The organism is Priestia sp. FW507-14D1A, from assembly GCF_058781295.1.
This window is the reverse complement of sequence record NZ_JBYSWQ010000001.1, coordinates 1,132,961-1,157,346: the sequence shown is the minus strand read 5'-3', so window position 1 is coordinate 1,157,346 and position 24,386 is coordinate 1,132,961. Positions and strand designations below refer to the sequence as shown.

29 protein-coding genes are annotated in these 24,386 nt (G+C 38.9%); 27 read left to right on the top strand and 2 right to left on the bottom strand.

Annotated elements, in window-relative coordinates; genetic code table 11:
- The first annotated feature begins 39 nt into the window (after positions 1-39).
- Complete coding sequence (gene mntR / locus AC3WJG_RS06415; RefSeq protein WP_013085004.1) at positions 40-471, top strand: transcriptional regulator MntR; 432 nt, start codon at positions 40-42, stop codon at positions 469-471.
- Between the two features lie 102 nt (positions 472-573).
- Positions 574-1,455: a patatin-like phospholipase family protein gene (locus AC3WJG_RS06410; protein WP_016765549.1), complete on the top strand. Its 882-nt coding sequence runs from the start codon at positions 574-576 to the stop codon at positions 1,453-1,455.
- A gap of 30 nt (positions 1,456-1,485) precedes the next feature.
- Here AC3WJG_RS06410 and AC3WJG_RS06405 read toward each other — a convergent pair whose 3' ends face one another.
- Positions 1,486-1,884 carry an SA1362 family protein gene (locus AC3WJG_RS06405; RefSeq protein WP_013059160.1) on the bottom strand — a complete coding sequence of 133 codons (399 nt, stop codon included), beginning with the start codon at positions 1,882-1,884 and terminating at the stop codon, positions 1,486-1,488.
- Between the two features lie 47 nt (positions 1,885-1,931).
- Positions 1,932-2,888, bottom strand: a complete 957-nt coding sequence (locus AC3WJG_RS06400) for a DUF1385 domain-containing protein (RefSeq protein WP_014458240.1) — start codon at positions 2,886-2,888, stop codon at positions 1,932-1,934.
- A gap of 313 nt (positions 2,889-3,201) precedes the next feature.
- Between AC3WJG_RS06400 and AC3WJG_RS06395 the strand changes: the two genes are divergently transcribed.
- From AC3WJG_RS06395 to spoIVB, 25 genes are all read left to right on the top strand, one after another.
- The gene (locus AC3WJG_RS06395; protein WP_016765547.1) at positions 3,202-3,738 is read left to right on the top strand and encodes a YqhR family membrane protein; all 537 of its coding nucleotides are present in this window, start codon (positions 3,202-3,204) and stop codon (positions 3,736-3,738) included.
- A gap of 121 nt (positions 3,739-3,859) precedes the next feature.
- Positions 3,860-4,297: a type II 3-dehydroquinate dehydratase gene (gene aroQ, locus AC3WJG_RS06390; protein WP_033579708.1), complete on the top strand. Its 438-nt coding sequence runs from the start codon at positions 3,860-3,862 to the stop codon at positions 4,295-4,297.
- Position 4,298: 1 nt separating this feature from the next.
- The gene (locus AC3WJG_RS06385) at positions 4,299-5,357 is read left to right on the top strand and encodes a M24 family metallopeptidase (protein ID WP_028410654.1); all 1,059 of its coding nucleotides are present in this window, start codon (positions 4,299-4,301) and stop codon (positions 5,355-5,357) included.
- 19 nt (positions 5,358-5,376) lie between these two features.
- A complete protein-coding gene (gene efp / locus AC3WJG_RS06380; protein WP_013059155.1) occupies positions 5,377-5,934 on the top strand; it encodes an elongation factor P in 558 nt (185 codons plus the stop codon).
- A gap of 138 nt (positions 5,935-6,072) precedes the next feature.
- Positions 6,073-6,354, top strand: coding sequence for a YqhV family protein (locus tag AC3WJG_RS06375; protein WP_013059154.1), 282 nt, complete (start codon positions 6,073-6,075; stop codon positions 6,352-6,354).
- A 65-nt stretch (positions 6,355-6,419) separates the two neighbouring features.
- A complete protein-coding gene (gene spoIIIAA / locus AC3WJG_RS06370; RefSeq protein WP_102812641.1) occupies positions 6,420-7,367 on the top strand; it encodes a stage III sporulation protein AA in 948 nt (315 codons plus the stop codon).
- A 6-nt stretch (positions 7,368-7,373) separates the two neighbouring features.
- Positions 7,374-7,886, top strand: coding sequence for a stage III sporulation protein SpoIIIAB (gene spoIIIAB / locus AC3WJG_RS06365; RefSeq protein ID WP_028410656.1), 513 nt, complete (start codon positions 7,374-7,376; stop codon positions 7,884-7,886).
- Positions 7,887-7,905: 19 nt separating this feature from the next.
- Complete coding sequence (spoIIIAC, locus tag AC3WJG_RS06360; protein WP_013059151.1) at positions 7,906-8,112, top strand: stage III sporulation protein AC; 207 nt, start codon at positions 7,906-7,908, stop codon at positions 8,110-8,112.
- Positions 8,113-8,132: 20 nt separating this feature from the next.
- Positions 8,133-8,516 (top strand): stage III sporulation protein AD, encoded by a 384-nt coding sequence (gene spoIIIAD / locus AC3WJG_RS06355; protein WP_013059150.1) that lies wholly within the window; start codon positions 8,133-8,135, stop codon positions 8,514-8,516.
- A 24-nt stretch (positions 8,517-8,540) separates the two neighbouring features.
- Positions 8,541-9,725: a stage III sporulation protein AE gene (spoIIIAE, locus tag AC3WJG_RS06350; protein WP_013059149.1), complete on the top strand. Its 1,185-nt coding sequence runs from the start codon at positions 8,541-8,543 to the stop codon at positions 9,723-9,725.
- A complete protein-coding gene (gene spoIIIAF, locus AC3WJG_RS06345; RefSeq protein WP_231504554.1) occupies positions 9,722-10,351 on the top strand; it encodes a stage III sporulation protein AF in 630 nt (209 codons plus the stop codon). The genes spoIIIAE and spoIIIAF overlap by 4 nt, the downstream gene beginning before the upstream one ends.
- The gene (gene spoIIIAG / locus AC3WJG_RS06340; protein ID WP_028410658.1) at positions 10,348-11,010 is read left to right on the top strand and encodes a stage III sporulation protein AG; all 663 of its coding nucleotides are present in this window, start codon (positions 10,348-10,350) and stop codon (positions 11,008-11,010) included. Before spoIIIAF ends, spoIIIAG begins: the two co-directional genes overlap by 4 nt.
- A 7-nt stretch (positions 11,011-11,017) precedes the next feature.
- On the top strand, positions 11,018-11,668 hold the full coding sequence (locus tag AC3WJG_RS06335; protein WP_272766929.1) for a SpoIIIAH-like family protein: 651 nt from the start codon (positions 11,018-11,020) through the stop codon (positions 11,666-11,668).
- A 352-nt stretch (positions 11,669-12,020) separates the two neighbouring features.
- A complete protein-coding gene (accB, locus tag AC3WJG_RS06330; RefSeq protein WP_337133919.1) occupies positions 12,021-12,527 on the top strand; it encodes an acetyl-CoA carboxylase biotin carboxyl carrier protein in 507 nt (168 codons plus the stop codon).
- A gap of 12 nt (positions 12,528-12,539) precedes the next feature.
- Positions 12,540-13,892 (top strand): acetyl-CoA carboxylase biotin carboxylase subunit, encoded by a 1,353-nt coding sequence (gene accC, locus AC3WJG_RS06325; protein ID WP_013084993.1) that lies wholly within the window; start codon positions 12,540-12,542, stop codon positions 13,890-13,892.
- A gap of 29 nt (positions 13,893-13,921) precedes the next feature.
- The gene (locus AC3WJG_RS06320) at positions 13,922-14,323 is read left to right on the top strand and encodes an Asp23/Gls24 family envelope stress response protein (protein ID WP_013059143.1); all 402 of its coding nucleotides are present in this window, start codon (positions 13,922-13,924) and stop codon (positions 14,321-14,323) included.
- Positions 14,324-14,544: 221 nt separating this feature from the next.
- Complete coding sequence (nusB, locus tag AC3WJG_RS06315) at positions 14,545-14,937, top strand: transcription antitermination factor NusB (RefSeq protein ID WP_013059142.1); 393 nt, start codon at positions 14,545-14,547, stop codon at positions 14,935-14,937.
- Between the two features lie 84 nt (positions 14,938-15,021).
- Positions 15,022-16,362 carry an exodeoxyribonuclease VII large subunit gene (gene xseA / locus AC3WJG_RS06310; RefSeq protein WP_337133920.1) on the top strand — a complete coding sequence of 447 codons (1,341 nt, stop codon included), beginning with the start codon at positions 15,022-15,024 and terminating at the stop codon, positions 16,360-16,362.
- Positions 16,363-16,365: 3 nt separating this feature from the next.
- Positions 16,366-16,599, top strand: coding sequence for an exodeoxyribonuclease VII small subunit (locus AC3WJG_RS06305; protein WP_013059140.1), 234 nt, complete (start codon positions 16,366-16,368; stop codon positions 16,597-16,599).
- Positions 16,599-17,495 carry a polyprenyl synthetase family protein gene (locus tag AC3WJG_RS06300; RefSeq protein WP_013059139.1) on the top strand — a complete coding sequence of 299 codons (897 nt, stop codon included), beginning with the start codon at positions 16,599-16,601 and terminating at the stop codon, positions 17,493-17,495. Before AC3WJG_RS06305 ends, AC3WJG_RS06300 begins: the two co-directional genes overlap by 1 nt.
- Before the next feature lie 320 nt (positions 17,496-17,815).
- Entirely contained in the window at positions 17,816-19,717 is a 1,902-nt protein-coding gene (gene dxs, locus AC3WJG_RS06295; protein ID WP_028410662.1) for a 1-deoxy-D-xylulose-5-phosphate synthase, read from the top strand.
- A complete protein-coding gene (locus AC3WJG_RS06290) occupies positions 19,714-20,541 on the top strand; it encodes a TlyA family RNA methyltransferase (RefSeq protein ID WP_014458249.1) in 828 nt (275 codons plus the stop codon). The genes dxs and AC3WJG_RS06290 overlap by 4 nt, the downstream gene beginning before the upstream one ends.
- 161 nt (positions 20,542-20,702) lie before the next feature.
- Positions 20,703-21,152: a transcriptional regulator AhrC/ArgR gene (gene ahrC, locus AC3WJG_RS06285; protein WP_013059136.1), complete on the top strand. Its 450-nt coding sequence runs from the start codon at positions 20,703-20,705 to the stop codon at positions 21,150-21,152.
- Positions 21,153-21,168: 16 nt separating this feature from the next.
- Positions 21,169-22,896, top strand: coding sequence for a DNA repair protein RecN (recN, locus tag AC3WJG_RS06280; protein WP_028410663.1), 1,728 nt, complete (start codon positions 21,169-21,171; stop codon positions 22,894-22,896).
- 182 nt (positions 22,897-23,078) lie between these two features.
- The gene (spoIVB, locus tag AC3WJG_RS06275) at positions 23,079-24,359 is read left to right on the top strand and encodes a SpoIVB peptidase (protein ID WP_016765539.1); all 1,281 of its coding nucleotides are present in this window, start codon (positions 23,079-23,081) and stop codon (positions 24,357-24,359) included.
- Positions 24,360-24,386 lie beyond the last annotated feature (27 nt).

The window sequence follows — 24,386 nt, the reverse complement described above, 5'->3', positions numbered from 1 at the left end:
TATTATTAGCAATACATAATATTAATTGGGGGAGATTTCATGCCTACACCGAGTATGGAAGATTATATTGAACAAATATATATGCTAATTGAAGATAAAGGATACGCTCGAGTGTCTGATATTGCTGATGCATTGGCGGTTCACCCCTCATCTGTAACGAAGATGGTTCAAAAGCTAGACAAAGATGAGTACTTAATTTATGAAAAATATCGAGGCCTTGTTTTAACAGCTAAGGGGCAGAAGATTGGAAAACGTCTTGTTTATCGCCACGAGCTTTTAGAGCAGCTGCTGCGCATCATTGGTGTAGATGAGAAAAATATTTATGATGACGTAGAAGGAATTGAACATCATTTAAGCTGGAATTCCATTGATCGAATTGGAGATTTGGTTCAATACTTTGAAGAAAATCATAACCGTATTCAAGATCTTCGCAATGTACAAAAACGAAATGAAGAAGAGCAAAAATTATAAGAAAAAAGCAGCGGCCAATAGCGTCACTGCTTTTTTTCTTTTTATCATAACTTGTTGCTGAGTCGACTACAAATGTAGAGTGGGTAGTTTGGAGGAGAGGCTGTGTACGTCGACGGAGTGTTTTCAGGTGGCGGTATTAAAGGGCTTGCACTGATTGGCGCGTTACAAGCTCTAGAAGAAAAAGGCTTGATCTTTCGGCGGTTAGCCGGAACGAGTGCGGGTTCCATTATTTGTGCATTTGTAGCAGCCGGTTATACAAGTGAAGAAATTGTTGAAATGATGAATGAAATTGAGTTATCGTCTTTTTTAGATCAAAGAATGTCTTTTTTACCATCGAGCTTGACAAAGTGGCTGTTTTTATATTGGAAAATGGGATTGTATAAAGGAGAAAGGCTTGAAAAGTGGATTGCTGAGAAATTGCGGAGCAGAGGAATTCGTACATTTGCTGATTTGCCTGATCAGTCGCTGCGCATTATTGCGTCAGACTTGACCAACAGTACGATGCTTGTTCTTCCAGATGATTTGCCTAAATATCAAATCGACCCGAATCGCTTTTCTGTAGCAAGAGCCGTTCGAATGAGCTGCAGCATTCCATATTTTTTTGAGCCGGTTAAATTAAAATCTACCCCAAGCAGTTTAATAGTCGACGGGGGCGTGTTAAGCAACTTTCCAATTTTTCTGTTTGATGATGATAAAAGTCTTAAGAAGCGACCGGTAATTGGTGTGAAGCTGAGCCCGAAGGACGAAGAAAGGGAACGGAATAAAATTAAAAATGCCGTTGGTTTATTCAGCGCGCTTTTTGAGACGATGAAAGATGCGCACGATGCAAGGCATATTTCAAAACGTCACGAAAAAAATATTATCTTTTTACCTGTTAATCAAGTTTTTGCGACAGAATTTACCCTCACAGAAGAACGGAAGGAGGAGCTGATTGCGTTTGGAAAAAAGCGTACAAGGGCATTTTTGAAAAAATGGTGCTATTAAAAAAACAAGGAGGCTTTTCTCCTTGTTTTTTTAAAAGAATGCTCTATTTTTCTTTTTTCCTTTTTTACCTTCGATGACGGTCAAGTGTGAGTTGTTTTTCTTTTTCTTTAGCGGTTTCGTTGATTTGGATACCGGGCGCTTATTTGAGCTTCGGTACGTATGCATATCAACTTTGTTGCTTCCTCGCTCTTTTTCTTTTTGACGCAGTTTTGATTGTTTTACTGCGCGCACATAGCCTCTATCTTGACCTTTTGTCTGAGAAGGGCGGAGAATAAACCGATAAACTAAGTAAAACAAAATGATAAACAGAAAAATATAACCTGCTTGACGTAATAAAACAGCTGGATCTGTAATCAACGTAAATGCAAAGCCAATGACTCCTAACCCGATTAGACCATATACAAGTGGTTTCACGAATGGACGTCTCATTTTGTTCACCTCCTAAAATAGTAAAAAAGAAAGCAAAACGGTGTGGATTAGACAACTTGTTCGTCAGTGGTAGAAGAAAGTTCATTTTCAACGCGTAAAAGTTCTTTAAATGAAGCAATCGCAACTTCAACTTGATCATCTTTTGGTTCTTTGGTTGTTAAAAGCTGAAGCCATAAACCGGGATAACCTAAAAAGCGAAGAAGAGGGACATGACGAACTTTATTGGTTAACTGTAACACTTCAAATGATAAACCAAGGACAACTGGAATTAATGCAAGGCGATCCACAATTCGTAACCAAAGAGGATCCGTTGGAACAAGTAGGTAGACAAACATTCCTACAACTACGGTAAAGAGGATAAAGCTACTTCCGCAGCGATAATGAAGTCGAGACTGTGCTTGCACGGCTTCTACCGTAAGTTCAGCATTGTTTTCATATGCATTAATGACCTTGTGTTCTGCTCCATGATATTGAAACACCCGTTTAATAAGTGGCGTTTGTGAAATCACATAAATATAGCCAAGAAGCAATAATAGTTTAAATACTCCTTCAATAAAAACCTGAGCTACACTTGAAGTGAAAACAGGACGTGTCAATTGTGCTAAAAACACAGGAATCAATGTAAATAGTACTTTCCCGAAAAGAAAGGATATTACACCAATAGTTGCAACGCCAAATATTAAAGATAGTTTTGATTCTTTTTTCTCTTTTTGTTGTTCTGCTGCTACTTGAGCATCATCTTCTGGATTCACGTCATAGCGTTCAGAGGAAAAGTTCAAGTGCTGCGTACCGTTTGCACTGGCTTCAACAATAGCAGCAATTCCTCGTAAAAAAGGAATTTTTTTTAAAGCAGTGAGTACGGAATTTGATTTTCTTTTTGAATGAAAATAATCAATAGATTGATCTTTGCGGCGAATAGCCGTCACCATCATACGTTTGCCACCGAACATGACGCCTTCTATAACGGCTTGACCACCATACGCAGGTTTTTGTAATTTAGACATTTCAGGCACCAACCTAACTTAACTAGACTAGACTTCTTAGTATTTTATATTCTACAGCAAAATCAAATAAACCTCTAGGCGGATGCATGTTATCTAGTTTAGCCAATATTTTTCATCTCCACACCCTTGTTATGAATTTTTTTCCTTTCACTTATAAAATTTGTTTATGAAACTCTGTGCGAAGTAATTTAAAAATGTCTCTTTGATATCAGGCTCCCTTCTTGCGTATAGGAAGAGTAATAAACGTAAAAACTTAGAAATGAGTCAGTAGGAAATGAGAAAAAAGTTCATACTACATCAAGAGGTGATTAATATGTCAGAACCTAAAGAACAGCATGAAAAAAAACAGGATAACCACCCTACGCATAAACAGGAAATGTCTTTTTTATTTAAAGCCATCTTTATTTCCTTTTTTGGAGGGATTTTCTGGAGCTTTATTGGCTATTTAAATTATCTGTTCAGCTTTAGTGTTATCAATCCAAATATGCTTTTAGATCCATGGGCGTTAGGTGATTGGAAGGATAAAGGAATAGGTGTTATCGTCAGTATTTTTCTTATAGGGGTATTATCTATTGTTGTCGGGTTGTTATACTACGTCCTATTAAAGAAGTTTAAAACAATTTGGATAGGTTTTGCTTACGGCTTATTATGGTGGGCAATTGTATTCGTTGTTTTGAATCCGCTCTTTCCCAACTTAAAAACAATTGGAGAGCTTCCAGCTAACACGATTATTTCATCCCTCTGTATTTATATTTTATATGGTGTATTCATCGGATATTCCATTTCTTTTGAAGCTGCAGAGCTTCAAACAAAAGATGAATCTACAGATTTTCAAACGGCGAATAAGTAGTGTGAATGTTCCAACGTATGCTAATATATTCTATATAATGATTTAAAAAGAAAAATAAAGTGCAAATTCACATAAGTGAGCTGCATAAAGGGTTCGTAGTAGGGGAGAGTGTTGAATTAAGATGAATAAGATTTTAGTAATAAACGGTCCTAATTTAAATCGTTTAGGCGTACGCGAACCAGCGGTATATGGGACAGATAATCTTCAAAATCTTGAAGAGAAGCTTCAGCGAGCAGGCAGAGACCATAGGGTAGAAGTTGAGTGCGTACAGTCTAATCACGAAGGTGTAATTATCGACTGGATTCATGAAGCAGATGAGAAATTTGATGGGATTATGATCAATCCTGGTGCTTTTACTCACTACAGTTATGCCATTCGAGATGCGATTGCCAGTATATCTGTTCCTGTTATTGAAGTGCATATTTCGAACGTACATAAGCGTGAAGAGTTTCGCCACCATTCGGTGACGGCACCTGTTACACATGGTCAAATTGTCGGGTTAGGTTTATACGGATACGAGCTTGCCCTGCAGGCACTTTTACAATTAAGGGGGAAATAAAATGAAAATCGAAAAACTACGCGAACAGTTTTCAAAGTTGAATGTGGATGGTGTTGTAATTACAAGTGAATATAACAGACGCTATATGACCAATTTCACAGGATCTGCTGGTGTCGTTATCATTTCTGAAGACAAAGCGGCATTTGTAACAGATTTTCGTTATGTTGAACAAGCAACTAGTCAAACAGAAGGTTTTGATATCGTTCAGCACAAGGGTCCTATTGTAGAAGAAGTAGCGAATGTAGTGAAACAATTTGGAATTAAAAAGCTTGGTTTTGAACAGAATTATGTTACATATGGACAGCATCAATTATTTGATAAGCATATCGGCGCGGAACTTGTTCCAATCTCGCACGCAATCGAAAACTTACGCTTGATAAAGAGTGACTCAGAGATTAAGATATTAAAGGAAGCTGCAAAAATAGCAGATGCAGCATATGAACATATTTTAACCTTTGTTCGTCCTGGTTTAACAGAGCTTCAAGTATCTAATGAACTGGAGTTCTTTATGAGAAAACAAGGCGCAACATCTTCATCTTTTGATACAATTGTTGCTTCAGGGCATCGCGGGGCTTTACCGCATGGTGTTGCTTCTGAAAAAGTAATTGAAAAAGGGGAACTTGTAACGCTTGATTTTGGCGCATACTATAATGGTTACTGTTCAGATATCACACGGACATTTGCCGTCGGTGAAGTAAGTGATAAGCTAAAAGAAATTTATAATGTCGTACTGCAAGCGCAGCTTAATGGAATGAGCGGCATCAAAGCGGGTATGACGGGTAAAGAAGCAGATGCGTTAACGCGTGATTATATTACAGAACACGGATACGGCCAGTATTTTGGACATTCGACCGGTCACGGCGTAGGGTTAGAAGTACATGAAGGCCCATCACTTTCTGTGAAATCTACAGATGTACTGCAGCCAGGTATGATTGTAACCGTTGAACCAGGTATTTACATACCAGACTTAGGGGGCGTTCGTATTGAAGATGATACGATCGTCACAGCAGAAGGTAATGAGGCATTATCGCACTCATCAAAAGAGTTCATTATTTTATAAAATGTAGGAGGATTTCTTCATGATTTCAGTAAATGATTTTCGTACAGGTTTGACAGTAGAAGTAGACGGAGGTATTTGGCGTGTAATGGATTTCCAACACGTAAAGCCTGGTAAAGGCGCTGCATTCGTTCGCTCAAAACTACGTAACCTTCGTACAGGAGCTGTGCAAGAAAAAACGTTCCGTGCAGGTGAAAAAGTAGGAAAAGCACAAATTGATAACCGTAAAATGCAATATCTATATGCAAGCGGCGATCAGCACGTATTCATGGACAACCAGTCTTATGAGCAATTAGAGCTTCCAGCAAGTGCAATTGAATATGAGCTAAAATTCTTAAAAGAGAATATGGAAGTAGCAATTATGATGTACCAAGGTGAGACATTAGGTGTTGAACTTCCAAACACAGTTGAGCTTAAAGTAACAGAAACTGAACCTGGTATTAAAGGTGACACAGCTTCTGGCGGTACAAAACCGGCAACTGTGGAAACTGGCTTAACAGTAAACGTTCCGTTCTTCGTAAACGAAGGCGACGTATTAATTATCAACACAACAGACAGCAGCTACGTATCACGCGCGTAATTGGATCGTGTAAGCAAGCTGCAAACATACAAAAAAGGCAGAGAATCATTCTCTGCCTTTTTTGTATGTTTTTTTGTGCTAACTCTTCCTTATTTTGCATAGGTTGTACTAAACAACGCAGAGATATAGGAGGGGCTTATGAAGCAGTGGTTGGATCATTTAAACGGTACGGTATTAACGATGGCGTGCCTTCGATTTATTTCTTCATTTATTGAGTTTATTGCCGCTATTTTAATTGTCACAAACAATGATGTGAAAAAAGCGTTAATGATTAATGGAATGTTAGCACTTGTTGGTCCGATTGTAATGGTGAGTTCTTTTACCATAGGTTTAGTGTCCGTAGCCGATCAATTATCTTTTGGGAAATTAATCATGATTGTAGTAGGAGTGCTCTTCATTTTAATCGGTGTTTTTAAATAAAAGGTAGGCATAAAATGGTCAAGCTTATAATACATTGAAGTGAGTTCAAATATGAGGGGATGAATATGTTAAACGAAATACTTGCAATCTTTCCGCCTAATTTAAAAAAGACTGTTGAATTTTATGTTACAAACCATTCTCATGTACTAGAAGAAATTCGAGTGCGTATAGGAAGACCTGTCGAATTTACAATCAACAATCAGCCATATTTCGAATCGTATCTTCCAAGTGCAGAAGATGCTTTATTTATCTTAAATAAATTAAGCCAGTTTTCAATTTATATGATTGAAGAAGAATTGAAAAAAGGATATGTCACCATTGAAGGCGGGCACCGGGTTGGGCTAGCGGGAAAAGTTGTAACAGAAAATGGACAGGTTCGTGTGATTCGAGATGTATCATCCTTTAATATCCGGATTGCTAAACAAAAGATTGGTATTTCGAATCAGCTTCTTCCTTTTTTATACAATCGCTATTGGCAAAGTACGGTCATTATAGGACCTCCTCAAACAGGAAAAACAACCATGATTCGCGATTTAGCCAGAGTAATAAGTACTGGCATAGAGCGCTCTAAGATTCCTCCGTTTAAAGTGGGAATTGTAGATGAACGATCAGAAATTGCTGGGGCTGTTAAAGGGGTTCCTCAGCATACATTCGGATCTAGAATGGATTTATTAGACAGCTGTCCGAAAGCTGAAGGCATGATGATGATGATTCGCTCCATGAGCCCCGATGTGCTGATCGTCGATGAAGTGGGAAGTGAAGAAGATTGTAAGGCCGTACTTGAAGCGGTTAATGCTGGCGTTCGTGTCATTATGACTGTTCATGGCTATGACATTGACGATTTAATGAAGCGTCCCACTTTGCAAGCTTTAATGAAACTTCACGTATTCAAAAGGTATGTTGTGCTATCGAACAGCCGAGGTCCTGGAACACTTCAGGCTATCTACGATGAGCACTATAATTCCATGAAAACGTCCGTTGAAAAGTCGCTTATTGAAAATAGTAAAGGGTGATGGTGTATGAAACTGTTTGGTGCCATCTTTATCTTATTTGCTTCCACTTACACAGGGTTTGAGTTTGCAAAGCAGCTTAGTGCAAGACCTAGGCAGCTCAGGCAATTAAAAACGGCTCTGAGGTCGTTAGAAGCAGAAATTATGTACAGCAATCGGCCTCTTCAAGAAGTTGCTCATTTGTTATCTCTACAGCTTCCTAATCCTTTGGCTTCTTTATTTAATGAGTTTTCAATGAAATTAAAAGAAGGTACTGAAAGTGTCAAGGAAGCTTGGGAAAAGACGTTGGACCAATTTTGGAAACAAACCGCACTTAAAACGGGAGAACTAGAAATCTTAAAACAATTTGGTGAAACGCTTGGTCAGCATGATCGTTATTCGCAGCAAAAGCATATCTTACTGACGCTGAATCATCTTGAACGCGAAGAACAAGATGCAATTGATAAGCAGAATCGCTATGAAAAAATGGTTAAAAGTTTAGGCTTTCTATCTGGGTTGCTACTGGTCATTCTATTGATGTAGCGATAGAGGAGGATTGAATGTGGGAATTGATATGAACACCATTTTTCAGATTGCTGGGATTGGTATCGTCGTAGCTTTTTTAGTCACCGTACTCGAACAGATGGGAAAAAAAGATTACGCGAACTGGGTTACCCTCATCGGTTTTATTTATATTTTATTTATGGTTGCTTCGATTGTAGAGGACTTATTTCAAAAAATCAAATCGGTTTTTTTATTTCAAGGGTAGAGGGGTGAGTTGCCATTGAAATGCTTCAAATTGTGGGCTTAGGGTTAGTAGCTACGTTTTTGGCTCTTATTTTAAAAGAACATAAATCACCTATTGCTTTTTTACTTGTTGTATTCGTGGGATCCGTGATCTTTCTTTTTTTAATTGATCAAATCTACGAAATTATTAAGATGGTCGAGCGGCTGTCGATTAATGCCCACGTTAACATGATTTATGTGGAAACCATTTTGAAAATTATTGGTATCGCCTATATCGCCGAATTTGGTGCTCAAATTACGAAAGATGCAGGGCAGGGTGCCATTGCTTCTAAAATTGAATTAGGTGGAAAAGTGCTGATTCTCTCCATGGCAATTCCTATTTTAACGGTCATTATTGAAACGATTATTTCAATGCTGCCCAATTAATTTTACTTAATATGAGGTGACGAAATGAAGCGGTGGACGTTTAAAGTGAATATACTCGCTCTTCTTTTGTTCCTCTTTTTTTTCTTTCCAGAAAATGTACAAGCTTCCGAACCCCCGAAGCAGCAAGAACTTGTCAATGAACAAATTGATAAGCTCGGTATCGATGAAGTCAAACAGTTTTGGGACGATATTATTACCCAATACGGCGGCTTTTTACCCGAGAGTCAGAAGGGAAGTTTAGTCGATTTTTTAAAAGGAGAAAAAGAGTTCTCTCTTAAAGAATGGCTAGGAGGTCTTGTAAAGTTTTTATTTCATGAAGTATTAGCGAATGGAAAGCTCCTCGGCACGCTCATTATGCTAACGGTTTTTAGCGTGTTTTTACAAACGCTCCAAAGTGCGTTTAATCAGCAAACCGTAAGTAAAGTAGCGTATGCGCTTGTATATATGGTTTTGATCATCATTGCTCTTAATAGTTTTCAAATTGCTATCTCTTATGCAACGGGAGCGATTGAGACCATGACCAAATTCATTTTAGCTCTGGTGCCGCTGCTGCTTGCCTTAATGGCATCATCAGGAGGAGTTGTATCGGCAGCCTTTTTTCATCCGATGATTTTGTTTTTAATGAACACAAGCGGTTTGCTTATTCAATACGTAGTGATGCCGCTGCTTTTTCTTTCAGCACTGCTTAGCATTGTGAGTACGATTTCAGATGAACATAAGGTTACACAGCTTGCTCAGCTGTTGAGAAATATAAGCATTGGCGTGCTTGGAATATTCCTAACTGTTTTTTTAGGGGTGCTGTCCGTTCAAGGGGCCACCTCAGCTGTTGCCGACGGTATTACAATTCGAACGGCAAAGTTTGTCACAGGGAACTTTATACCTGTTGTAGGACGTGTATTCACAGATGCGGCTGATACAGTCATCAGTGCCTCGCTTCTATTAAAGAATTCAGTAGGGATTGCTGGAGTAGCAGTCTTACTGTTAATCGTCGCGTTTCCGGCTATTAAAGTGTTAACGCTCGCTTTTATCTATAAGCTAGCAGCAGCTCTTCTTCAACCTATTGGAGGAGGACCGGTTATTTCCTGCTTGAGCATTATCAGCAAAAGCGTCATCTATATTTTCGCGGCGCTTGCGGTTGTCTCGCTTATGTTTTTCTTATGTTTAACGGTCATCATTACAGCGAGCAACGTCACAATGATGGTGAGGTGAAGAAATTGCAGGCCTTAACGACGTGGATTACTAATATCGTTCTTTTTATCTTATTAGCTACCATTATTAATTTACTATTGCCCAATTCTAGTTTTCAAAAATATACAAAGCTGGTGGTTGGACTTCTTTTAATGCTGATTATTATTACACCCGTTTTTCAAATTTTCAAAGTGGATGTTAATCAAATGCTGAAATCACTTAGCTTATCATCTATTCGATCCGATCAGCAGGTAGAAAATTCAATAGAAAATCAGAAAAAAGAAATACAAGCTTCACAACGTGCATATATTTTAGAACAAATGGCTGTCCAAATGGAGACAGATGTAAAAGAGGAGTTGATGGATCAGTATGGTGTAGCAATTGATCGAATTCACATTGAAACAAAAAAGCCGAACGACGAACCTACCGCTGATAATATTAAATCCATTTCAGTTGCCGTAAGTAAAAAAGCATCGGATGATTCCGAGGTTGTTTCAGCTGTGAAAGTTATTTCTATTGATACCTCCACACCGATCGAAACAAACAAACCAACAGAATCCAAGAAATTATCCAACTATTTAGCAGCAAAATGGGATGTAAAACAAGGCCAAGTTGTTGTGAATATGGAGGAGGGAGACACGAAATGAGTCAAAAGCCAGAAAAAGGTGACCCATCATTTTTTCAGCGGTTCTTTTCACTTAAACAGTCATCAACTACGAAGAAACCTTCAAAGTTAATGTATATAGGCATTTTACTAGCTGCAGGCGTTATCTTTATGGTATTTAGCAACTCACTCACAACATCTATGAATTCAGGCGGATTACTAAAGGGTGCAAGCAAAGAAACCAGCGCACCACCGGTATCACAGGATGTTCCCGCTTTTAGCTCTAAAAAGACAACAACGATGACAGGTTATGAAGAGCGGTATGAGGAAGAATTGAAAGATATTTTGGATCAAGTTAGAGGCGTAAGTAAGGTAAAAGTAATTGTGAACCTAGATGCAACAGAATCCAAAATATATGAAAAAAACAGCGTCACAAAATCGCAAACGACCAACGAAACGGACCGTGAAGGAGGGACTCGTAAAGTTGAAGATTCCTCAACAGACGAACAGCTGGTCATTGTAAGAAGCGGAGAACAAGAAAAGCCTGTTGTAGTTAAAACCGAAAAACCAAAAGTAAGAGGCGTGTTAGTTGTCGCTAAAGGAGCTGATAATATCGAGGTAAAGAAATCTATTATTGAAGCCGTGACAAGAGCGCTCGATATACCAAGTCATAGAGTAGCAGTATTAGCGAAAAAAGGATGAGGGGGAAATGAATATGTTATTAAAAAAGCAAACGGTTTGGTTATTAACAATGCTAAGTTTAGTGGTTGTGTTATCGGTGTATTATATGACAACGCCAGAAAATCCTCAGAGTAATGTTGCGTTAGTAGACAATGAAAAGCAAAGCGAAAAGCAAGCTGATGACAAGGCTCCTGCAGAAGATACAAAACAACAGACAGATGAGAAATCAGGAACAAAAGAAGATTCAAAAACTGAAGGCTCATCAGAAGATGTAAAGAAGGAAACGGCTAAAAATGCAAAAGAATCAGCGGTTGTATCAAGCACGGACAGCGATGAGCTATTTACGGCGCTTCGTTTGGAATTAAATGATGAAAGAAGTCAATTAAAAGAAGAGTATCAAGAAGTAGCGGCATCAAAAAATGTGACGCCTGCGGAAGTAAGCAAGGCGATGGATAAAATTGATGAATTATCAAAGCTAGGGGAAAAAGAAGCCACGCTGGAAACATTAATTAAAGCAAAAGGATACAGTGACGCGCTAGTAAGAGCAGACGGAAAGCAAGTACAAATTACGGTTAAGACAGAAAAACACTCAAAAACAAAAGCAAATCAAATCATTCAGCTAGTCAAAAAAGAAATGGGTCCAAAAGAAGTAGCGGTAGAGTTTCAGCCAACTAAATAAAGGGAATAAAAGAAGTGTGAAACAGCCGTAAATTGGGGTTGTTTACACTTCTTTTTTTATGAAATGACTAAAATCTAAGCGAGACGGTAAAAATTTTAACATGGCTTTCTTTTTTTACTTCGGTTATAATAGGTTTCATAATCTTATATTAGTACTAGGTGACAAATGTTTTCATACGTATTGTCATCTGTAAAGCTATGTTTCCATTTATAAAACGATAACGCTAAAAAGTTATTATAGAGTAAGTGGAACTTCTTTTTAATGTTTGCCAAACGAATTGAATGGCTGTAGCCATCTATCGTATTATTAACATTGTAGAGAATTCTATTTTCATGAGGTAGGAGTGTTCAATATGTTAAAAATTCAAGAGATCCGTGAGATCATTAAACTAGTTGATCAATCATCAATCGAGGAGTTCACCTATGAGCACGAAGGCTCCAAAATCAAGATGAAGAAAAAAGACGCAATTGTTTCCAAACAAGCGCAGCAAGTAGTGGTTTCGGCACCTGAACAAGTGGCAGCACCTGCACCGCAGGCAGCAACGGCTCCAGCGCCAGCCCCAGCAGCACAGTCTGCTCAACCAAAAGAAGAACAAGCGGCCCCAGCGGTTGATGAGAGTTTACATAAAATTACATCTCCGATGGTAGGGACATTCTATGCGTCATCATCGCCAGAATCAGATGTATACGTAACTCCTGGAGATAAAGTACAAAAAGATTCGGTTGTATGTATCGTAGAAGCAATGAAATTATTCAATGAAATCGAAGCAGAAGTTAAAGGTGAAATCGTTGACGTATTAGTTGAAAATGGACAACTTGTAGAATACGGTCAACCTCTTTTCTTAGTAAAGCCTGAATAAGGAGCGGTAAATATGATTAAAAAGCTATTAATTGCGAATCGAGGAGAAATTGCGGTTCGAATTATTCGAGCGTGTAAAGAATTAGGTGTAGAATCAGTAGCTGTTCATTCTCAAGCTGATCGTGACTCTTTGCATGTACAATTAGCAGACGAAGCGTATTGTATTGGACCAACGTCATCTAAAGACAGCTATTTAAACTTTACAAACATTATGAGCGTTGCGATGCTAACGGGCTGTGACGCCATTCACCCTGGATACGGCTTTTTAGCTGAAAACGCTGATTTTGCAGAGCTATGCAGAGAGTGTAACGTTACATTTGTAGGACCAAGTCCTGAAGCCATTAACAAAATGGGAACAAAAGACGTAGCGAGAGAAACGATGCGTGAAGCGGGTGTCCCAATTGTCCCTGGTTCAACTGGAATTGTAGAGTCAGTGGAAGACGGTATGTCAATTGCTAATGATATTGGCTATCCTGTTATTATTAAAGCAACGGCAGGAGGCGGAGGAAAAGGAATCCGCGTTGCGAAAAATGAACAAGAGCTTATCAAAGGTATTACAATTACACAGCAAGAAGCTGCTACAGCTTTCGGTAACCCTGGTGTGTACATTGAAAAGTTCATTGAGGATTTCCGTCACGTTGAGATCCAAGTGTTGGCTGATTCTCATGGGAATACTGTACATTTAGGAGAGCGTGATTGCTCGATTCAACGTCGTCTTCAAAAATTAATTGAAGAAACGCCTTCTCCAGCGTTAGACGAAAAAACGCGTGAATTAATGGGCGACGCTGCCGTTAAAGCTGCTCAAGCCGTTAATTACACAGGAGCCGGAACAGTGGAATTCATTTATGATTACCGTGAAAACAAATTTTACTTCATGGAAATGAATACGCGTATCCAAGTAGAACACCCTGTTACAGAGATGGTGACAGGAGTTGATTTAATTAAAGAACAAATCAAAGTGGCAAATGGTGAAACTTTACCGTTTACGCAAGAAGAAGTGACATTTAACGGATGGGCAATTGAGTGCCGAATCAACGCAGAAAACCCAGAGAAAAACTTTATGCCATCACCAGGTACGATTCAAATGTACTTGCCGCCAGGTGGCTACGGAGTGCGCGTAGACTCTGCTGCATACCCGGGCTATGCAATCCCGCCTTACTATGATTCAATGGTGGCTAAATTGATCGTTCATGCGCCAACTCGTGAGGAAGCTATTGAACGAATGAAGCGCGCGTTAGATGAATTTGTTATCGACGGCGTGGCGACCACTATTCCTTTTCACCAAAAACTATTAAATCATGAAAAATTTGTTAGCGGTGAATTCAACACGAAGTTTCTTGAGCTATATGACGTAATGAATTCTTAGTATAATATAAACTATAGGAGGTGCTGTACATGAATGAAAATCATGTATTAGAAATGGAAGAACACCCAAATTCTCTTGGCAAAGTAGAAATTGCTCCTGAGGTTATTGAAGTCATTGCGGGTATTGCTGCTTCTGAAGTAGAAGGCGTTTCTGCAATGAGAGGAAATTTTGCAGCTGGCGTTGTGGAGAAACTAGGAAAGAAAAACCACGGTAAAGGTGTAAAAGTGGACTTAACAGAAAACGGGATAAAAGTAGACGTATTTTGTATGATGAAGTTTGGAGTGTCTATTCCAAACGTAGCGCAACAAGTACAAGATAACATTCGTCAAGCCCTTAAAAATATGACAGCTATTGATCTCGATGAAGTAAACATTCATATCGTAGGGATTCAGTTTGATACGCAAAAAACTGATATTGAAGAAGTTGAATAAAACAAACGTTGACCTAACGGCTGTTGCTAAAATGGAATAACGTATGATTACTTGTTCCTTTTCAACACAAGCTATGGTAAAGTGAAAAAGACTGTCTCGTCATAAAGACGGTCTTTTTCGTGTTCTACAAACTTCGTCTAAGAACAATGAAGTATCGTTTCATAAACTATGCTATTATCTAGGTATACTAGTTGAAGAAGATAAATAAAGGAGCAAAAATAATGAAAAGACATACAGCACGCCAAAAAGCATTACAAGCACTATTTCAGCATGATTTAGGGCAGACCGAGCCAATGGAGGCAATCGGAAATGTTGTACAAAATGAAAAGTCTGATCAATTTTTAGAAAGTCTCGTGCTAGGTGTGGTTGAACATCAGCAAGAAATTGATGAACTTTTACGCAATCATTTAGAAAAATGGACGTTAGATCGTGTAGCTACTGTAGACCGCGTTATCCTACGTATTGCCGTATACGAAATGAAGTATGAAGAAGAAATTCCTACGAGCGTTACGTTAAATGAAGCGATTGAATTAGCGAAAACGTTTGGCGATGATCAATCAAGCAAGTTTATCAATGGCGTATTGTCTAAAGTGTTAACAACTTTATCTAAATAAAGGTTCATCTTGCCAAATCAAGTGACCAAAATGCTTCTCTCCTTTATATAAAGGGGAGAGGGTGACTGCAAAGGAGGCAAAACGATGAGTGAAGTGCGTTATCTAACCGTTACGGCTCTTACACGATACATTAAGCGCAAGTTTGATGTAGACCCTCACATGCAAGATGTATGGATTAAAGGAGAAATTTCTAACTTTAAACGTCATAGTCGGGGACATATGTATTTCACCTTGAAAGATCAAAATGCTCGTATCGCAGCCGTTATGTTTGCTGGGCATAACCGGCAGCTTAATTTTCAGCCTGAAGAAGGAATGAATGTACTCATTCGAGCTGAAATTTCGGTTTATGAACCAAGCGGAAACTATCAAATGTACGTAAAAGAAATGCAGCCTGATGGCGTTGGAAACTTATACTTGGCCTACGAACAGCTGAAAAAAAAGCTGGAAAAAGAAGGCTTATTTGATCCTGCTAGGAAACGAAAACTGCCGAAGTATCCAACAACAATAGGTGTTATTACATCTCCAACTGGAGCAGCCGTACGTGATATTATTACGACATTAAAGCGCAGATATAACGCGAACATTATTGTGATGCCCGCTCTTGTTCAAGGAGTGAATGCGGCACCGTCTATCATTAAGGCAATTGAAGAAGCAAACCGTCGTAAAGAAGCAGACGTATTAATTGTTGGCCGCGGTGGTGGGTCAATTGAAGAGCTTTGGGCTTTTAACGAAGAAAGCGTTGCTCGTGCAATTTTCACTTCTACTATTCCTGTTATTTCAGCGGTTGGACATGAAACCGATTTTACAATTGCAGATTTTGTAGCAGATCTTCGCGCTCCTACTCCAACGGGTGCTGCGGAATTGGCTGTGCCTCATATCAGTGAAATTACAGAAAGATTGACTCAGCGAAATATCCGTCTTCTTCGTTCGATGAAAGAAATGCTTCAGTCTAGTAGCCGCAGGCTTGAACGATCCCAAAAATCATATGCTTTTCGTTATCCTCAAAAGTTGGTCCAGCAAAAAGAGCAGCAGTTAGATCAGTTGATGGAGCGTTTTTATCGTGAAGGTAGAAGGTACATTGAAGATAAACGGACGAACTCCGAGCAGCTAACAGCCGCTTTGTTGCGCAATCACCCCCAGCATCAGTTAACGAAAGCAGCGGAGCGTCAACAGCAGCTGACGAAAATGCTGACAAAAGAGATGCAGCAGCTGCTAAAGCAAAAACAGCTTTTATTTGCAACGGCAACGTCAAAATTACATACGCTTAGTCCATTAAAAACAATGGAAAGAGGCTACAGCTTAGTATACGATAAAGAAAAAGAGTTAATTAAATCAACCAAACAAGTATCCAAAGGCGATGTGGTAAACGTTCGTTTGACCGATGGACAGTTGCAGTGTGAAGTTTCGAAAATAGAGGAGCGATGAAAAATGGCGACAAATAAAGAGTATACGTTTGAAGAGGCGATGGAGCAGTTAGAAACCATCGTAAACAAGCTAGAAGAAGGCGACGTGCCTTTAGAAGAAGCAATTCAACAATTCCAAGAAGGAATGACTCTTTCAAAATTCTGTCACGATCGTCTTCAGCATATTGAAAAGCAAATGGAAACTATTTTACGTGAAGACGGAACGCTTGAGCCATTCTCGGTGCAGGAGGAAGAGTGATGGTGAATGAAATGAATTTAAAAGAGTATATTTCTTTTACAAAAGATCGAGTAGAAACACGCTTGCCTGAAGTGGTAAAAGCATTACATGCTCCGGTTAACTTAAAGGAATCCATGCTTTACTCTCTTACGGCAGGAGGAAAGCGACTTCGCCCAGTGCTGTTGTTTGCAACGCTACATGCGTTTGGAAAAGACGAGAGCATGGGATTAGAAACAGCATGTGCAGTGGAAATGATTCATACATATTCTCTCATTCACGATGATTTACCTAGCATGGATGATGACGACTTAAGAAGAGGTAAACCGACGAATCACAAGGTGTACGGCGAAGCAACGGCTATATTAGCTGGAGATGCTCTTTTAACAAATAGCTTTCAGCTCATTTCTGAAGCGGCACATCCTGAGATTACATCACATATGAAGCTTCAGCTCATTACAGAACTGGTAAAAGCAAGCGGAACAGAAGGTATGATCAGCGGACAGGTTGCGGATATGGAAGGCGAAAAAAAGCAGCTCACGCTAGATGAGCTTGAATATATTCACCTTCACAAAACGGGGAAGCTGCTAGGTTTTTGTGTAAAAGCAGGAGCTATTCTTGCAAAAGCTACGCCTCTACAGCAAGAATTATTAGAAGAATTCAGTAAGCATGTAGGGTTAGCGTTTCAAATTCAAGATGATATCTTGGATGTGGAAGGGTCTGAAGAAAAATTAGGAAAGCCAATTGGCAGTGATACAGAAAATGAAAAAACGACATATCCTTCTTTGTTAGGTATGGAAGCGGCCAAAGAAAAGTTACAGTATCATGTTGAACAAGCACTTCTCTCGTTACGTCAAGCTCAAATTAAGCACGGATTACTAGAAGAAATTTGTTTATATATAGCAAAACGTGATAGTTAATGACGAGTTCTGTCAGGTTTTTTGAGTGATACAGTAAAATAAGATTGAGTCCCAATAGGGGCTATGCTATAATGATTTTACTACTGTATAAAAGCGTAGTGCATAGGTTTGAAAGACATATACAATATCTTGGTGGCCGTTATCACATTTGTGTTAGCGGCTATTTTTTCACTGTTTTCCTTTGAATATCACTGGTTTACTGATAGAATATCAAAGGTATTGTAAGTAATAAGGAAATACTAAAAATTGACTATACGTATAAAACAATAGACAATGTATTAAGGTAACTTTATAACAAGTACGAAAGTGAGTGATCCACCTTGGATCTTACAACGATAAAAAATCCTGAGTTTTTAAAGAAAATGTCAGTAACACAATTAGAAGAACTAAGTGAAGAGATTCGTCGTTTTTTAATTACAAAGCTTTCTGCAACTGGTGGTCATATAGGGCCGAATTTGGGGGTTGTTGAGTTAACGCTTGCACTCCATAAAGTGTTCGACAGCCCAAAAGATAAATTTTTATGGGACGTGGGGCATCAGTCGTATGTCCATAAAATTTTAACAGGACGAGCGGGAGAGTTTGATACAATCCGTCAATATAAAGGATTATGCGGTTTTCCAAAGCGTGACGAAAGTGAGCATGATGTATGGGAAACGGGACATAGTTCTACATCTCTTTCAGCCGCAATGGGAATGGCTGCTGCAAGAGATTTACAAAAAACAAAAGCTCATATTGTTCCTATCATTGGGGATGGAGCTTTAACAGGTGGTATGGCTCTTGAAGCGCTTAACCACATCGGGCACGAGCAAACGGATATGACCGTTATTTTAAATGACAATGAAATGTCTATCGCTCCTAACGTGGGTGCTGTACACAGTATTCTAGGACGTTTGCGCACGGCGGGCAAATACAACTGGGTAAAAGATGAGCTTGAAGTCTTGCTGAAAAAAGTGCCTGCAGTAGGCGGGAAGCTTGCAGCAACGGCAGAACGTGTAAAAGATGGCCTAAAGTACATGGTCGTGTCAGGCATGTTCTTTGAAGATCTTGGCTTTACGTATTTAGGCCCGGTTGATGGCCATAGCTATGACGATTTATTGGAAACGTTACAATATGCAAAGAAAACAAAAGGACCGGTACTGATTCACGTTATTACGAAAAAAGGGAAAGGGTACTTGCCAGCGGAAAGCGATAAAAGCGGAGCATGGCATGGTACAGGCCCTTACAAAATTGAGTCTGGTGACTTTATTAAAGACAAAAATGTTCCGATTGCTTGGAGTAAATTAGTAAGTGATACGGTATTGAAGATGGCTAGAGAAGATGATCGCATTGTAGCCGTAACGCCAGCAATGCCTGTAGGTTCAAAACTCGAAGCATTTCAAAAAGAGTTTCCACATCGCATGTTTGATGTTGGGATTGCAGAGCAGCATGCAACAACAATGGCAGCGGGTCTTGCAACTCAAAATATGAAGCCCTTTTTAGCTATTTATTCTACGTTTTTACAGCGTGCATACGATCAGGTGGTTCATGATATTTGCCGTCAGAAGCTAAATGTATTTATTGGAATTGATCGCGCTGGACTAGTAGGTGCTGATGGTGAAACGCATCAAGGCGTGTTTGATATTGCATTCTTACGTCATTTGCCTAACCTTGTTATTATGATGCCAAAAGACGAGAATGAAGGCCAGCACATGGTTCACACTGCTTTGACTTATGAAGAAGGTCCGATTGCTATGCGCTACGCTAGAGGAAACGGATTAGGTGTTGAACTAGATTCAGAACTGAAAAACATTCCAATCGGTACATGGGACGTATTAAAAGAAGGTTCAGATACAACCATTTTAACGTTTGGTACAACGATTTCAATGGCGATGGATGCAGCAGCAGAACTTGAGAAGCAAGGAATCAGCGTCAAAGTGGTAAATGCTCGTTTTATTAAACCGCTGGATGAAAAAATGCTTCATGAGATTTTCCAAACGAATAAGCCTGTGATTACGGTAGAAGAAGCGGTACTTCAAGGCGGTTTTGGAAGCGCGGTGTTAGAGTTTGCATCAGAGCACGGCTATTATGATACGCGCGTTGAACGTATGGGGATTCCAGATCGCTTTATCGAGCACGGCAGCGTAACAAAACTTTTAGAAGAAATTGGCTTAACCAAAGAAGAGATTATAAATCGAGTTAAAAAACTCGTAACACCAACACAAAAGAGGCTTGAAGTTAAGTGACAAAAAAAGAACGAGTAGATGTATTATTAGTAGAACGAGGTTTGATTGAAACAAGAGAAAAAGCAAAGCGTACAGTAATGGCAGGACTTGTTTATGCGAATGAAGTCCGTTTGGATAAGCCGGGAGAGAAAATTGAGCGCGATACGCCGCTGACAATTAAAGGTGCAGTAATGCCTTACGTCAGCAGAGGCGGCTTTAAGCTTGAAAAAGCGATTAAAGAATTTAATGTCCATGTAGCGGATAAAATCATGATTGATATTGGTTCTTCTACTGGAGGCTTTACTGATTGTGCGCTTCAAAATGGAGCGAAGATGTCCTATGCGCTAGACGTAGGCTATAATCAGCTAGCTTGGAAGCTTCGCCAAGATGAGCGAGTAGAAGTAATGGAACGAACAAATTTCCGTTACGTGACGCCAGCTGATTTATCAAGAGGCTTGCCTGAATTCGCTTCTATTGATGTATCATTTATTTCCTTAAGACTCATTCTTCCTGTGTTAAAAACACTTCTTGTTCCACACAGCGATGTTGTTGCGCTCGTTAAGCCACAGTTTGAGGCTGGAAGAGAGCAAGTTGGGAAAAAAGGAATTGTACGTGATTCAAAAGTGCATGAAGAAGTCCTTCAAGGCATGGTGGATTTCTCGCTTCGTCAAGGATACGATGTATATAACATGTCGTATTCACCGATAACGGGAGGAGATGGAAATATCGAATTCCTTCTCCACCTGCGCTGGAAAGGCGAGCGTGAACTTGGTGAAAATCAAGCTCCGCTCACTGTGCATGAAGTAGTCGAAGAAGCACATAAGACGTTAAAAGAGAAAAAGTAATAATGGCCAATGTTAAGCAAAGACTTAGCATTGGCGATTTGATTATGACTCTTTATACAAAAGGTGCATAATCAAGTTGAACACATTATGCTACTTAATTAGTGAAAGACTTATAAACAACAAAACAAAAAGAAGATTACATATTAATGTGAGGTGCCAACATGAATAAAGGGCAAAGACATATTAAAATTCGTGATATTATCACGAATAATGATATTGAAACACAGGATGAATTGGTAGATATTTTAAAAAACCAAGGTTTTAATGTAACACAGGCAACAATCTCTCGTGATATTAAAGAATTGCACTTAGTCAAAGTGCCTTTGATGGACGGTCGATACAAATACAGCTTGCCTGCAGATCAGCGTTTTAATCCCTTACAAAAGTTAAAGCGCTCTCTTATGGACGCATTTGTAAAAATTGATTCAGCTGGGCATATGTTGGTGATGAAAACATTACCGGGAAATGCAAATGCGATTGGCGCATTAATTGATCATTTGGACTGGGATGAAATATTAGGAACAATTTGTGGAGACGATACATGTTTGATTATTTGCCGTACTCCTGAAGATACGCAAATTATATCAGACCGATTCTTAGAAATGTTATAAAGGTGAGTGAAGCAGGTTGTTAGCTGAATTATCCATTAAAAACTTTGCGATTATTGATGAACTTTCTGTTTCATTTGAAAAAGGCTTAACGGTATTAACAGGCGAAACAGGAGCGGGGAAATCGATTATTATTGATGCCATTTCATTGTTAGTAGGTGGAAGAGGCTCTTCGGAGTTTGTCCGCCACGGAACAGACAGAGCCGAAATTGAAGGACTTTTCTTATTTGATGAAGAACAGCATCCAAGTCATGAAAAAGCTAAACAAGTCGGTTTAGAAGTGGAAGATGGAATGATTGTGCTTCGCCGAGACATTACCACAAATGGGAAAAGTATTTGCCGGATCAACGGTAAGCTCGTAACGTTAGCTATCCTGCGTGAAGTCGGACAGACGTTAATTGATATACATGGACAGCACGAGCACCAAGATTTAATGAATCAAGATCGTCACTTAACTCTTCTTGATCAATATGGAGGAGAAAAAGTAGAAGAGGCTTTGACGGAGTATCGAGAGGTATTTTCTAGGTATACATCGCTAAAAAAACAGCTCGATCAATTAACTGAAAATGAACAGCAGATGGCACATCGCCTCGATCTTATTCAATTTCAATTAGATGAAATCAAAGCGGCAAATTTGCAGCTGAACGAAGACGAGGAACTAAATGAAGAGCGTTTGAAGATTTCTAACTTTGAAAAGATCTATACGTCGCTAAACGATGCGTACAATGCGCTGCACGGTGAACACCAAGGTTTAGATTGGGTAGGTGTAGCCATGAATCATACGGAGGATATTTCGTCACTGGAAAAAAACTATGCCGAAATTTCTGAGATCATTTCATCGAGCTTCTACCAGCTAGAAGACGCATCTTATAAAATTCGTCAGCAGCTTGATTTATTAGAATTTGATCCCAAACGCTTAGATTTTATTGAAGCGCGTTTAAATGAAATTAATCACTTAAAGCGTAAATACGGTCAAAGTGTAGATGAAATTCTAGAATATGCAGCGCAAATTGAAGATGAAATTGATCGTATTGAAAATCGAGATACGCATGTGAGCAAGATCAAAGAAGAGTTAAACAGTGTAGCACAGGATTTATTAGTAGAAGCTAATAACGTTTCAGCTATTCGAAAAAAACTTGCTCAAGAGTTAACGGACAGCATCCATCATGAGCTTCAAGAACTGTATATGGCTAAGACCGTATTTCAAATTAAATTCTCTGTTGTAAATGCAGGTAAAAATGATGTTGAAGTAAATGGAGAAAGAATAAAATTCACCAAAGACGGCATTGACAACGTAGAATTTTATATTTCTACCAATCCTGGTGAACCGTTAAAGCCTCTTGCAAAAGTAGCATCAGGAGGAGAACTGTCAAGAATTATGCTGGCGTTAAAAAGCATCTTCTCTAAGCATCAAGGCGTGACGTCCATTATCTTTGATGAAGTTGATACAGGCGTAAGTGGAAGAGTAGCTCAATCGATCGGTGAAAAAATACATGCTATTTCTGTTGATTCACAAGTTCTCTGTATATCTCATCTGCCTCAGGTAGCAGCAATGGCAGATACTCATCTCTTTATTGCTAAAGAGATAAAAGGCGATCGTACAACGACGTCTGTTCTTCCATTAACTGTTGACGAAAAAGTAAAAGAAATTGGTCGAATGATTGCAGGAGCTGAAATTACAAGCTTAACAAAGGAACATGCCAAAGAGCTTTTAGATTTAGCGGATAAGATGAAGCACACCATTTAAAAAAACACCTTTTAACACGTAACAGTATGTGTTAAAGGTGTTTTTTTATACAAAATGGAGGAACTGAAAATGTTTCCTTGCACTTCTTTTCATTTTTCTCTGAACTTCTGTTATAAATGCGCTCTAAGAAGGCTAAATTAAATGTGTAGCCATTTAGGCGAGGAAGCGAGGAGAGTGAAAACATGCAAAATCGATACAGACATATAATTGGTGCGATTCTCCTTGTTTCGTTCATTTTTGTAGGATTTATTCCAGTTGTGCAACAATATATACACATTCCAAAACAAATCGTCTTATTTGAACAGCAAAAAGAAAAAATTAATACGACATTACCGCTTAGCGTAGAAGCTTCATCACCTGTTTACGATGTAACAAGTAACAAGGCGAAGCTGACCGTAGCAGGCAAACAGGTAGGCAAAGAAGAGTTGATGCTTCATTTGGCCGGTATTCCTGTAAAGCGTGTAGATGTGCAGGTATTATCTGATTTTAAAGTCATTCCAGGTGGACAATCAATCGGTGTGAAATTAAATTCAAAAGGTGTTCTTGTTGTAGGCTATCATCAGGTAGATACAGCAAAAGGTAAAAGATCTCCTGGCGAAATTGCGGGTATTCAAGTTGGAGATATGATTACGAAGATTAATGGTAAAACCATTGAAAAAATGAGTGATATTACACCGTTTATTCAGCAGGCAGGAAAAACGGGTGAACCATTAAATCTGCATATTTTAAGAGAAAAAAAGCAGTTTGATACTAAGCTGTATCCGTTAAAAGATAAGCAAGATTATGCGTACAGAATCGGTTTATACATCCGTGATTCAGCTGCAGGAATTGGCACAATGACTTTTTATGATCCAAAATCTAAAAAATATGGCGCTTTAGGCCACGTTATTTCGGATATGGATACAAAAAAGCCAATCGTAGTAGAAGATGGACAAATTGTCCGTTCGACCGTTACATCAATTGAGAAAGGTTCTAACGGCGTTCCGGGTGAAAAGCTAGCAAGGTTTTCTGAAGATAGACAAATCATTGGAAATATTACACGAAATAGTCCTTTTGGTATTTTTGGAAAATTGTCTTCAACGATGGAAAACGGAATAATGGATAAAGCAATGCCAATTGCCCTATCTCATCAAGTAAAAGAAGGACCGGCTAAAATTCTAACGGTAGTAGATGATGATCAAGTGGAAGAATTTGATATTGAAATTATGAGTACTATACCTCAAAAGTTTCCGGCTACTAAAGGAATGGTTATTAAAATTACAGATCCTAAATTGTTAAAGAAAACAGGTGGAATTGTTCAAGGAATGAGCGGGAGCCCGATTATTCAAAACGGTAAAGTCGTTGGAGCGGTTACCCACGTTTTTGTAAATGATCCTACCTCGGGTTATGGTGTCCATATTGAATGGATGCTTAACGAAGCAGGAATTGATATTTATAAAAATAATCGAAAAAAAGCGAGCTAATGTTGTCATTAGTTCGCTTTTTTTGAT